This window comes from Escherichia sp. E2562, from assembly GCF_005781075.1.
Lineage (GTDB): Bacteria > Pseudomonadota > Gammaproteobacteria > Enterobacterales > Enterobacteriaceae > Escherichia.
Genome location: NZ_VATM01000020.1, coordinates 19,114 through 30,832, shown reverse-complemented (window position 1 = coordinate 30,832; position 11,719 = coordinate 19,114). Strand labels below are relative to the sequence as shown.

Genomic DNA, 11,719 nt, shown 5'->3' with positions numbered 1-11,719 from the left:
TGTGTGAAGTGATTCACATCCGCCGTGTCGATGGAGGCGCATTATAGGGAGTTCTCCGTAGGCCGCAATAGAAAAATTGCAAAAAAATGACTGACTGCTGCATTCCCCAGCAAAACCCCGCTTTATACCTTTTTACGCACAGAGTTATCCACAATCATCAGCATAATTTCTGCATTTCTCACACGGTAAGCACAGTCAAAATAGTGATCGCCATTGAAAGAGAAAAATTCGCGAGCGTTGCGCAAACGTTTTCGTTACAATGCGGGCGAAAAATAAGGATGCCCCGTTAGGGGCGTTAGCTGAGTTTTTCGCGAAAAATTCAGCTAACGCTCTCTGTAATAGTCAAATCCAGGGGATTTACCATGCAACAACGTCGTCCAGTCCGCCGCGCTCTGCTCAGTGTTTCTGACAAAGCCGGTATCGTCGAATTCGCCCAGGCACTTTCCGCACGCGGTGTGGAGCTGCTGTCTACAGGGGGCACTGCCCGTCTGTTAGCAGAAAAAGGTCTGCCGGTAACCGAAGTTTCCGATTACACCGGTTTCCCGGAGATGATGGATGGACGCGTGAAGACCCTGCATCCGAAAGTACATGGTGGCATTCTGGGCCGTCGCGGCCAGGACGATGCCATTATGGAAGAACATCAGATCCAGCCTATCGATATGGTGGTTGTTAACCTGTATCCGTTCGCCCAGACCGTGGCCCGTGAAGGTTGCTCGCTGGAAGATGCGGTTGAGAACATCGATATCGGCGGCCCAACCATGGTGCGCTCCGCCGCCAAGAACCATAAAGATGTCGCAATCGTCGTGAAGAGCAGCGACTACGACGCCATTATTAAAGAGATGGATGCCAACGAAGGTTCGCTGACTCTTGCAACCCGTTTCGACCTCGCCATCAAAGCCTTCGAACACACCGCCGCCTACGACAGCATGATTGCCAACTACTTCGGCAGCATGGTTCCGGCTTACCACGGTGAAAGCAAAGAAGCCGCCGGTCGCTTCCCGCGTACGCTGAATCTGAACTTCATTAAGAAGCAGGATATGCGCTACGGCGAGAACAGCCACCAGCAGGCAGCCTTCTATATAGAAGAGAATGTCAAAGAAGCCTCCGTTGCCACCGCAACCCAGGTTCAGGGTAAAGCCCTCTCTTATAACAACATCGCCGATACCGATGCGGCGCTGGAGTGCGTGAAAGAATTCGCCGAGCCGGCATGTGTGATTGTGAAACACGCCAACCCTTGCGGCGTGGCCATCGGCAATTCTATTCTTGATGCTTACGATCGCGCGTACAAAACCGACCCAACCTCCGCATTCGGCGGCATTATCGCCTTTAACCGCGAGCTGGATGCTGAAACCGCACAGGCCATCATTTCTCGTCAGTTTGTCGAAGTGATTATTGCGCCGTCCGCCAGCGAAGAAGCCCTGAAAATCACCGCCGCCAAGCAGAACGTACGCGTTCTGACCTGCGGTCAGTGGGGCGAACGTATTCCGGGTCTTGATTTCAAACGCGTGAACGGCGGTCTGCTGGTTCAGGATCGTGACCTGGGGATGGTCGGCGCGGAAGAACTGCGCGTCGTCACCAAACGCCAGCCGACCGAACAGGAACTGCGTGATGCGCTGTTCTGCTGGAAAGTGGCGAAGTTCGTGAAATCCAACGCCATCGTCTATGCCAAAAACAATATGACCATCGGTATTGGCGCGGGCCAGATGAGCCGCGTGTACTCCGCGAAAATCGCCGGTATTAAAGCTGCCGATGAAGGCCTGGAAGTGAAAGGTTCCTCGATGGCTTCTGACGCGTTCTTCCCGTTCCGCGACGGTATTGATGCCGCCGCCGCTGCAGGCGTGACCTGCGTAATCCAGCCTGGCGGTTCTATCCGTGATGACGAAGTGATTGCCGCCGCCGATGAACACGGTATTGCGATGCTCTTCACCGACATGCGCCACTTCCGCCATTAATGGAGCGACAGATGAAAGTATTAGTGATTGGTAACGGCGGGCGCGAGCACGCACTGGCCTGGAAAGCGGCCCAGTCGCCGCTGGTTGAAACTGTTTTTGTTGCTCCGGGTAATGCAGGCACTGCGCTGGAACCCACGCTGCAAAACGTCGCTATCGGCGTGACCGATATCCCGGCGCTGTTGGATTTCGCACAAAACGAAAAGATCGATCTGACCATCGTCGGCCCGGAAGCGCCGCTGGTGAAAGGCGTAGTCGATACCTTCCGCGCCGCCGGGCTGAAAATCTTCGGCCCAACCGCAGGTGCCGCGCAACTTGAAGGCTCGAAAGCGTTTACCAAAGATTTCCTGGCCCGCCATAAAATCCCTACGGCGGAATACCAGAACTTCACCGAGGTAGAACCAGCGCTGGCGTATCTGCGTGAGAAAGGCGCGCCAATCGTCATTAAAGCTGACGGTCTGGCTGCCGGGAAAGGCGTTATCGTGGCGATGACGCTGGAAGAAGCCGAAGCGGCTGTTCACGATATGCTGGCGGGCAACGCTTTTGGCGACGCGGGTCATCGCATTGTGATCGAAGAGTTCCTCGACGGCGAAGAAGCGAGTTTTATCGTGATGGTGGACGGCGAGCATGTGCTGCCGATGGCCACCAGCCAGGATCACAAACGCGTAGGCGATAAAGATACCGGACCAAACACTGGCGGAATGGGCGCTTACTCCCCTGCGCCAGTGGTAACTGATGAAGTTCATCAGCGCACCATGGAACGTATCATCTGGCCAACCGTGAAAGGCATGGCGGCGGAAGGCAACACCTACACCGGTTTTCTCTATGCGGGCCTGATGATCGACAAACAGGGCAACCCGAAGGTTATCGAGTTTAACTGCCGCTTTGGCGATCCGGAAACCCAGCCGATTATGCTGCGCATGAAGTCCGATCTGGTTGAGCTCTGCCTGGCAGCCTGTGAAGGCAAGCTGGACGAGAAAACGTCAGAGTGGGATGAAGGTGCATCTCTCGGCGTGGTGATGGCTGCGGGCGGGTATCCGGCTGATTACCGCACCGGCGATGTGATCCACGGCCTGCCGCTGGAAGAAGTGGCAGGCGGCAAAGTGTTCCACGCTGGCACGAAACTGGCGGATGACGAGCAGGTAGTGACCTGCGGCGGGCGCGTACTTTGCATCACCGCGCTGGGTCATACCGTGGCAGAGGCGCAGAAACGCGCCTATGCCTTAATGACCGATATCCACTGGGATGACTGCTTCTGCCGGAAAGATATCGGCTGGCGCGCTATCGAACGCGAGCAGAACTAACGCGACAGTTTTGCCAATAGCGTTTTACGCGTGATCCCTAACTGACGGGCGGCTTCGGTTTTGTTGCCGCCCGTTTTCTCCAGTGCCGCCAGAATCACCTCTTTTTCCACTTCCACCAGCGGCTGAATATCCTGACTTTGCGCCAGCGGGATCGGCGTACTCGCAATCGCCAGCGGCAGCTCGCGTTCGGAAATATATTCCCCGGTCAGCAGCACCACCGCCCGTTCCACCGCATTTTCCAGCTCGCGAATATTTCCCGGCCAATCGTAATGAATCAACAGATCCATTGCCTGTGGCGTAAAGCCTTTTACCGCTTTGCGATTGCGTTCGGCAAACCGCTGAAGAAAATGGTTAGCCAGCAGAGGAATATCCTCCCGCCGTTGCCGCAGCGATGGCACTTCAATCGCCACCACGTTCAGGCGATAGTAGAGATCCTGGCGAAAACGCCCGGCATTTACCTCTGCGGCAAGATCGCGATGGGTCGCGGCAATCAGCCGGACATCGACCGAAATAGTCTGGTTGCTGCCGACACGCTGAACTTCACGCTCCTGAATCGCACGCAGCAGACGAACCTGCATCATCGGCGAGATATCGCCAATTTCATCGAGAAACAGCGTGCCGCCGTCCGCCTCAACAAAGCGCCCTTCCCGGCGTTTATCGGCTCCGGTAAACGCCCCTTTTTCGTGACCGAACAATTCAGATTCCAGCAAGGATTCGTTGAGTGCCGCACAGTTGAGCGTTACCAGCGGTTTTTCGCTACGTGCGCTACTGGCGTGAATCGCCCTGGCGACCAGCTCTTTACCGGTACCGGAATCGCCGTGGATCAGCACCGTGGCTTCCGATGGCGCGACAAGGGCAATTTCACCGAGCAGGTGTTGCATCGCTGCGCTTTTACCAACCATCCCGAACTGGCTGGCGGACACCGCAGGTATTTCAGCATCGACACTGTGCGTATGCGCGAGCGCCTTTTCCAGCGTCGCCTGCAGGTTATCGAAATCCAGCGGTTTGATGAGATAATCCAGCGCCCCGGTTTTCAACGCCTCTACCGCCGTCTCGACGCTGGAGTAAGCGGTCATAATCAGTACCGGAATCGCCGGATTTAACGCTTTGATCTCTTTCAGCGTGGCGATGCCGTCCATCTCTGCCATTCGCACATCGCAAAGCACAAGATCAAAAACCTGTTCCCGCACCTGCTCCAGCGCCTGTCGCCCGCTGTTCGCCAGCGCGACGTTATAGCCCCAGCCGCGCAGCAATGCCTGCAAAATAGTGCAGTGGCTAATGTCATCATCCACCACCAGAATATCGATATTATCGTGCGTCATCCTTGTGGGTCCTTACGCGTAATATTGACCGGAAGCCAGAGGGTGAACGTTGCGCCTTTTCCCTCCTGGCTTGCGACCTGAATTGTACCACCGTGTTGTTCAACAATATTATGCACGACCGCCAGCCCCAGTCCGGTGCCTTCGGCCTTCGTGGTGAAATACGGGGTGAAGATGGCTTCAAGCTGATCCGCCGCAATTCCCTTACCGCTGTCAGTAACGCTAATTTTCACGCCTGCGCCGCTTTCGCTGGCCGTCACGCTAATCACGCCATGCTGACCAATCGCCTGAATAGCATTGAGATAGAGATTCAACAGGACCTGAGTCAGCCTGTCCGGATCAGCCTGAATTTCCGGCAACATGTCGTTGGCGGTAAAGCGTAACTGGATCTCCCGGCTGTTTGCATCCTGGCTTACCAGCTGTAATGAGTGGTTAATCAGAGTGTTGAGATCCACCCCCTGCAAAGCCAGATGCGTTGGTTTAACCAGTTCCAGCAGCTCGCTTACCACGCGGTTTAAACGGTCGGCTTCTTTCGCCATCACCTGCGCCAGTTGATGCGCTTCTCCCCCTGCTGGCGCGCGTTCGGCAAAGTATTTCGCCAGCCCTTTAATCGAGGAAAGTGGGTTACGGATTTCGTGGGCAACGCCTGCCGCCAGATGCCCCAGTGCCACCAGCTTCTCTTTGCGCTTCATTTCATCTTGTAGAAGCTGGCGCGAGCGCAGATACCGGCGATACCAGAAGAATGACAACACGCTTGCCAGCAAGACCGTCGCCAGGGCGAAGAGGATAATCAGGGTATTGCGCTTTTCCCCACTCTGGGTTGCAACCAGATCGCTGGCGTCAACGGCGATGAAAATAGCCTGTTGTGCTTCTGCCTGTGGCACAGCTTTGCCGTTACAGCGCGGCATATTGTGCATACCATGCCGCCAGGGCAATGACATTGGCTGGAACAAACGATAGACCTCAAGCGCAGGCGTTTTTTCTGCATCCTCAAGCAGTCTCCAGCGGGAGTTTTCCTCTGGCTTTAACTGCTGCATTTCATCAGGAGAATAGAGTGCACGCCCAACCATTTCGGGGTTACTGTGAAGAATGATGATGCCCTGTGCATCGGTGACCGCAAACCACAACACCCCAGGCTGGCCAGCCATCTCTTCCAGAAGCGCCTGTTGCTGCACATGGTGCATTCGCATCCCCATCCCTACGCGGCTTCCTGACTCCAGAGCGCGAATGAGCACATTACCTTTTTCCAGTAATGCCTGACGGTCAGCCTCGCTTGCCCGCCCATAATCACGAATCACCGTTACCGCAAACAATCCCACCAGCCCAACAATGACCACGGGGAGGATCGCGCTTAACCATTTGGCTAAGGTGTCTTTAGAACGTCGCATAAAACGTATCTTCTTCTTTGCCTGTTCATCTCTTTTTGACAGCAGAAATCATGCCATCTTTTAGCAGCGCTTACCCTGCTCTGTAGCACAAAGACTTAAGTTTCAATGAGTAAAAATGACTCGCTACCCACAGCAGGCGAGTCATTTTTACTCGCTTATCACGCCAGATTGCCCGTCATATCAGCGTTTCGTTGTTGGCACGAAAGATGCAATACCCAAAGTAAGACAACCACTGGAGGATTAACCATGAAACGGAACACGAAAATTGCCCTGGTGATGATGGCGCTTTCAGCAATGACGATGGGATCGACATCTGCATTTGCTCACGGCGGACACGGTATGTGGCAGCAAAATGCCGTGCCTTTGACCAGCGAACAACAGACAGCGTGGCAGAAAATCCATAATGACTTTTACGCTCAAAGCAGCGCACTGCAACAGCAACTGGTGACGAAGCGTTATGAATACAATGCCCTGTTAGCCGCTAATCCACCGGATAGCAGCAAAATTAACGCGGTCGCCAAAGAGATGGAGGCTTTGCGTCAGTCGTTAGATGAGTTACGGGTGAAACGGGATATTGCGATGGCTGAAGCGGGTATTCCGCGCGGTACCGGAATGGGCATGGGTTACGGCGGCTGCGGTGGTGGTGGCGGTCATATGGGAATGGGCCACTGGTAAATCAGAACGTTTTCTCGTTGGGTTGCCAGCGACAGAAATCAGAGTTTGCCACCAACAGTAATTGCGAACCTTCGGGCGCTTCCAGCCATGCCACGCTGACATCAACAGAAGAGCGGCTCTGGCGGCGCTCGATATGCGCTATCGCCTGCGAATCTAAATCAGGTTTAATGGTTTGCCCTTCGCAGGTGGTCACGGTCTGTTCCATCGCATGCCAGCGCCCCTGACGCAGCACGACTCTCCCCTGACGTAAGGCATCGCTAATCTGGCGGATTTGGTCAGCACGATAACGATATAAATCAATTTGGTCGTTAGAAAGCTGCTGCTTTTCCCCGTCGGATTCACGTTGCATAAAGCTCAGATCGCCGCGATCGTCAAAACGCGCGCGAATGTTCACCGGCGGTTCGCTGTAAACATTGATATTGATAAGCGTGAGGTTATCGCCCTGCCAGCGATACTCTCGCGTCGTGGTATCGCCATTGCGCCACGGGCTAAATACGGCAAGCAGATGGACATTATCGCCGCTGTCTTTTCGCCAGATGCGTACCGCGCCCTGATCTTCAGCAAATCCACTGGCGGTAAAGGGAGGAAGTGAGGAGTTATGGCTACAAGCAGTAAGAAACAGCGCGCCTGCCAGCATCAATGAGCGACGCCAGAAAGACAAAAGGGGTGAAACCACCCCTTCGTTAAAACTGTTCACTGCCACGCAATCTTACTTAACTGCGTCTTTCAGTGCCTTGCCAGAAACAAATGCCGGTACGTTCGCAGCGGCGATTTTGATTTCTTTACCGGTCTGCGGGTTGCGGCCAGTACGCTCAGCGCGGTGGTTCACTTTGAAGGTACCGAAACCAACCAGTTGTACAGCATCGCCTTCTTTCAGAGACTCAGTAATTGCAGCCAGAGTGGACTCCAGAGCAGCTTTAGCCTGGGTTTTGGACAGTTCTGCTTTCTCTGCAATTACATCAATCAGTTGAGTCTTGTTCATAAGTTATCCTTACAATGTGTTTATCGCTTGCTAAGCATCGAGTGCGACGGAAATGCCAGAATAGCACTCTCCTGCATACGCGCACCGATAGCCACTTTTTTTCGCCCCCCAAATGTAGACCAGACGGGGGGCGAAAGGGAAGACTCCAGGTACGACAAATCAGGCGTTAATTCACGTTTTCTGGTCTTATTGCTGAAAAATTATACCAATATTGCTCTCGCCCGTCTCACGCAGGTCTGCCCTAAGGCCTTTTATCAGCTCGATATCGCGTTCTTCACACTCGGCTAAAAGTCGGAATATTTCCCACTGAATGTCCCATTCTTGCTCTACAGCTGGGTTTTCTTTGAGCTCTTCATCGCTCATTTCGCGACCAGCCTGAGTCATTTCCAGCATCGCAACGGTCGTGATGGAGGTCTTACTCACTTCCACCGCGTGTTCGAGCGTTTCACCGCTCAAACGCGAATGGACCAGTTCACTTAACGCCACGCAGGCATCGATTGCCGGATAAACGCCGTACAGATCGAAATCGTCCGCTGAAGGAATCGCTTCTTCAAATTTCTCCAGTTGGCTGTCGAAATTCACTTTTGCGTCTTTGACGGTCAGCGTTTCCCAGATGAGATCGAGAATACGCCGATAAATTTGCCCATCGCCAAAACCGGTTTGCTGGCAGAACATAGCGTAATTGGGGTACATGCGTTCGCACAGACAAGCCATGAAAGTGACATGCTGCCAGCTTTCCAGGCGCTCCAGACGCAGATGAATTGGGTTTTGTAACATGTTGAGTTCTCAAATACGGAAATTATCCGCAGTTTACCTGAATTAGGGCTGATTTGCTGTATAGCGCACGAACGCCGGACGTTCCGAGGCCACCGCGTCCGCCCAGCGCGTTGGCTCCGGCAGACGATAGCCTTTCATGCAGCGTTGTACCCACGCCAGCGCGCTATCCACACTGACCCGATGGCCAGTAGAAATAAACAGAGGGTTACAGCGCGCTTTGCTGCGCCAGACCCAGCCCAGCTGCTCGCCTTTATCCATCAGCGGGGCCAGTGCACCCGGTTCGCTGGAGAGTGGTTCGAATTTACCGCAGAGCCGCTTTTTCGCCACGCCAATGGTCGGCACATCCACCAATAAGCCAAAATGGCTGGCGACGCCAAGACGGCGCGGATGCGAGATCCCGTGACCATCGACAAACACTAAATCCGGCTTTTGCGACAGCATCTCCCACGCTGCCAGCAGCGCAGGATATTCGCGAAAGGAAAGAAAACCTGGAATGTAAGGCATGGTGGTAGCGATGCGGGCCACTTTATACTCCACCAGCTCAAGCGAAGGGTATTTCAGCAGCACCATCGCCGCTCGCGTCACTTCTCCGCCCTGCTCAAACCCGACATCGGCTCCAGCGATCAGCTCCGGCGGATCTTTATCGAGTCGATCCTCGCGGATCACAGAAGAAGCCAGTTCGATTTGTTGAGCGCGTAATGACGCGAGATCCATAACCACTCCTTACTGATGATAAGGCGCAGACAGGCGATGCACTGCCTCCACAAATACGCCAGCATGTTCTGGCGGCACATCCTGATGGATACCGTGGCCGAGGTTAAAGACGTGGCCTTCACCGTGACCGAAACCGGCAAGGATTGTCGCCACTTCTTCTTCAATGCGGGCAGGCGGCGCGTACAACATTGACGGGTCCATATTGCCCTGCAGCGCGACTTTATCACCCACGCGGCGGCGTGCATCGGCGATGTCCGTTGTCCAGTCGAGGCCCAGCGCATCGCAACCGGTTTCTGCCATGGCTTCCAGCCACTGTCCGCCACCTTTGGTAAACAGCGTGACCGGTACGCGGCGACCGTCGTTTTCACGCAGTAAACCATCAACAATTTTATGCATGTAATAGAGCGAGAACTGTTGATAATCGCGCCCGGTTAGCACGCCGCCCCAGGTGTCGAAAATCATCACTGCCTGAGCACCGGCTTTAATCTGCGCATTCAGGTACAGAGTGACGCTTTTCGCCAGTTTATCGAGTAGCGCGTGCAGCGCCTGCGGATCGGCATACATCATTTTTTTAATCACGGTGAACGCTTTGCTGCTGCCGCCTTCGACCATGTAGGTCGCCAGCGTCCACGGGCTGCCGGAAAAACCAATCAGCGGCACTTCGCCTTTCAGTTCGCGACGAATGGTACGCACCGCGTTCATCACGTAACCCAGCCCATCTTCCGGGTCCGGAATTGGCAGTTTATCGACGTCAGCTTTGCAGGTGACTGGTGTGGTAAAACGCGGACCTTCCCCGGCTTCAAAATAGAGCCCTAACCCCATCGCGTCCGGCACGGTGAGGATATCGGAAAAGAGGATCGCCGCATCCAGCGGGTAGCGACGCAGCGGCTGCAAAGTCACTTCGCACGCCAGCTCGGCGTTTTTGCACAGCGACATAAAATCGCCCGCCTGGGCGCGCGTGGCTTTGTATTCCGGTAGATAGCGGCCCGCCTGGCGCATCATCCATACTGGAGTGACATCAACGGGCTGGCGCAGCAGCGCCCGCAGATAACGATCGTTTTTAAGTTCGGTCATTTTGGCTGTTCCTTAGTGCGTCAGGCGGTCAGTGTATCATCACTCATACTCTGCCCGACACATCGCCACCGTATCTTCTATCAGACGGCGCGCTACGGTGCCGGGCGGTGGAAGTAACGGCAAATCGTCATAGCGATACCAGTTCGCCTCGAGCAATTCTTTCGGGTCGATCACGATGTCGCCGCTGTCATATTCCGCCATAAACGCGGTCATTAAAGACTGAGGAAACGGCCACGGCTGGGAAGTCACGTAACGCAAGTTTTTGACTTTGATGCCACTCTCTTCCATCACTTCCCGCGCGACTGCCTGTTCGAGGGTTTCGCCCACTTCGACGAATCCGGCGAGTACCGTATGGACACCGTTACGATGCCGGGTATGCTGAGCAAGTAGGATTGAATCATCGCGACGGATGGCAACGATAATGCAGGGAGCGATTTGTGGGTAGTAACGCTCACGGCAGTGGCTGCATAGCATCGCCCATTCGGTTTTGCTCGGATACATGTCATGCCCGCAGTAACCGCAGTATTTATGCGAGCGATAAAACTCCGCCAGTTGCACACCACGTCCGGCTAATTGAAACAGCCCGACATCCAGATCAATGACCTGGCGCACCGAGCCCATATCGTGACGGCGCTGCTGTTGCACTAGCCAAACAGGTTCTCCCTGCCATTCGCCGATTTGTAGTGCGCGCTGACCCACAAGATCGAAATTTGCCGCTTCGCCGTATGGTAATTCTCCCTTCGGCAACCATAATTTTTGTTCATGACTGACTACCCACCAGCCGTGATCTAATTTTTCAATTATACGATCCATAGCTCTTGCACTACCTTTGCATCACTGGCATGTTTAACATGGTTTTTACATTTCTCACTGAGCAGTTTTTGAAGACAAACTTGCGGAGTCAATCATGCTTAACCAGCTCGATAACCTGACGGAGCACGTCAGAGGAAGTAACAAACTGGTTGATCGCTGGCTACATGTACGTAAGCATCTGCTCGTGGCTTACTACAATCTGGTTGGCATTAAGCCTGGCAAAGAATCGTACATGAGGCTGAATGAAAAAGCCCTTGATGATTTTTGCCAGAGTCTGGTCGACTATCTGTCTGCCGGACATTTCAGTATTTATGAACGCATTCTTCATAAACTGGAAGGCAACGGGCAACTCGCTCATGCCGCGAAGATTTGGCCGCAGCTGGAAGCCAACACGCAACAGATTATGGATTACTATGATTCCAGCCTGGAAACCGCCATCGATCATGATAATTACCTTGAGTTTCAACAGGTTTTATCTGACATTGGCGAGGCGCTGGAAGCACGCTTCGTACTGGAAGATAAGCTGATTCTGCTGGTACTTGACGCCGCTCGCGTCAAACATCTTGCTTGAGTTCTGCGCTGTTAACGCGTAATTTACATTCAACGCCCCGTTTGCGGGGCTAATTTCTTGTCGGAGTGCCTTAACTGGCTGAGACCGTTTATTCGGGATCCGCGGAACCTGATCAGGCTAATACCTGCGAAGGGAACAAGAGTTAATCTGCTA

Annotated in this window: 12 protein-coding genes and 1 riboswitch; of the genes, 4 read left to right on the top strand and 8 right to left on the bottom strand. The window is 54.0% G+C overall.

What is annotated here, in order from left to right; all coding sequences use genetic code 11:
• Positions 1-362 precede the first annotated feature (362 nt).
• Both purH and purD read left to right on the top strand, forming a co-directional pair.
• Positions 363-1,952, top strand: a complete 1,590-nt coding sequence (gene purH, locus FEK43_RS20260; RefSeq protein ID WP_021576029.1) for a bifunctional phosphoribosylaminoimidazolecarboxamide formyltransferase/IMP cyclohydrolase — start codon at positions 363-365, stop codon at positions 1,950-1,952.
• 11 nt (positions 1,953-1,963) lie between these two features.
• Positions 1,964-3,253: a phosphoribosylamine--glycine ligase gene (gene purD / locus FEK43_RS20255; RefSeq protein ID WP_135408607.1), complete on the top strand. Its 1,290-nt coding sequence runs from the start codon at positions 1,964-1,966 to the stop codon at positions 3,251-3,253.
• Here the strand turns inward: purD and zraR are convergent.
• The gene (zraR, locus tag FEK43_RS20250) at positions 3,250-4,575 is read right to left on the bottom strand and encodes a sigma-54-dependent response regulator transcription factor ZraR (protein ID WP_130210167.1); all 1,326 of its coding nucleotides are present in this window, start codon (positions 4,573-4,575) and stop codon (positions 3,250-3,252) included. The genes purD and zraR overlap by 4 nt on opposite strands.
• Positions 4,572-5,969 (bottom strand): two-component system sensor histidine kinase ZraS, encoded by a 1,398-nt coding sequence (gene zraS / locus FEK43_RS20245; protein ID WP_135408605.1) that lies wholly within the window; start codon positions 5,967-5,969, stop codon positions 4,572-4,574. Before zraS ends, zraR begins: the two co-directional genes overlap by 4 nt.
• A gap of 237 nt (positions 5,970-6,206) precedes the next feature.
• On the opposite strand from zraS, the gene zraP reads away from it, so the two are divergent.
• The gene (gene zraP / locus FEK43_RS20240; protein WP_130210163.1) at positions 6,207-6,635 is read left to right on the top strand and encodes a zinc resistance sensor/chaperone ZraP; all 429 of its coding nucleotides are present in this window, start codon (positions 6,207-6,209) and stop codon (positions 6,633-6,635) included.
• A 1-nt stretch (position 6,636) separates the two neighbouring features.
• Here the strand turns inward: zraP and FEK43_RS20235 are convergent, their stop codons facing one another.
• The 6 genes from FEK43_RS20235 to nudC form a co-directional block, all read right to left on the bottom strand.
• On the bottom strand, positions 6,637-7,332 hold the full coding sequence (locus tag FEK43_RS20235) for a DUF1481 domain-containing protein (RefSeq protein WP_130210175.1): 696 nt from the start codon (positions 7,330-7,332) through the stop codon (positions 6,637-6,639).
• 12 nt (positions 7,333-7,344) lie between these two features.
• Complete coding sequence (hupA, locus tag FEK43_RS20230; protein WP_001044513.1) at positions 7,345-7,617, bottom strand: nucleoid-associated protein HU-alpha; 273 nt, start codon at positions 7,615-7,617, stop codon at positions 7,345-7,347.
• A gap of 186 nt (positions 7,618-7,803) precedes the next feature.
• Complete coding sequence (locus FEK43_RS20225; RefSeq protein WP_130210161.1) at positions 7,804-8,394, bottom strand: YjaG family protein; 591 nt, start codon at positions 8,392-8,394, stop codon at positions 7,804-7,806.
• Between the two features lie 42 nt (positions 8,395-8,436).
• Positions 8,437-9,108: a deoxyribonuclease V gene (gene nfi / locus FEK43_RS20220; protein ID WP_135408603.1), complete on the bottom strand. Its 672-nt coding sequence runs from the start codon at positions 9,106-9,108 to the stop codon at positions 8,437-8,439.
• A gap of 9 nt (positions 9,109-9,117) precedes the next feature.
• Positions 9,118-10,182 carry a uroporphyrinogen decarboxylase gene (gene hemE, locus FEK43_RS20215; protein ID WP_135408601.1) on the bottom strand — a complete coding sequence of 355 codons (1,065 nt, stop codon included), beginning with the start codon at positions 10,180-10,182 and terminating at the stop codon, positions 9,118-9,120.
• A gap of 39 nt (positions 10,183-10,221) precedes the next feature.
• Positions 10,222-10,995, bottom strand: coding sequence for an NAD(+) diphosphatase (nudC, locus tag FEK43_RS20210; protein WP_130210155.1), 774 nt, complete (start codon positions 10,993-10,995; stop codon positions 10,222-10,224).
• A gap of 94 nt (positions 10,996-11,089) precedes the next feature.
• Between nudC and FEK43_RS20205 the strand changes: the two genes are divergently transcribed.
• Positions 11,090-11,566: an Rsd/AlgQ family anti-sigma factor gene (locus FEK43_RS20205; RefSeq protein ID WP_000934290.1), complete on the top strand. Its 477-nt coding sequence runs from the start codon at positions 11,090-11,092 to the stop codon at positions 11,564-11,566.
• 51 nt (positions 11,567-11,617) lie between these two features.
• Positions 11,618-11,718, top strand: a riboswitch (TPP riboswitch).
• The last annotated feature ends 1 nt before the right edge of the window (position 11,719 follow it).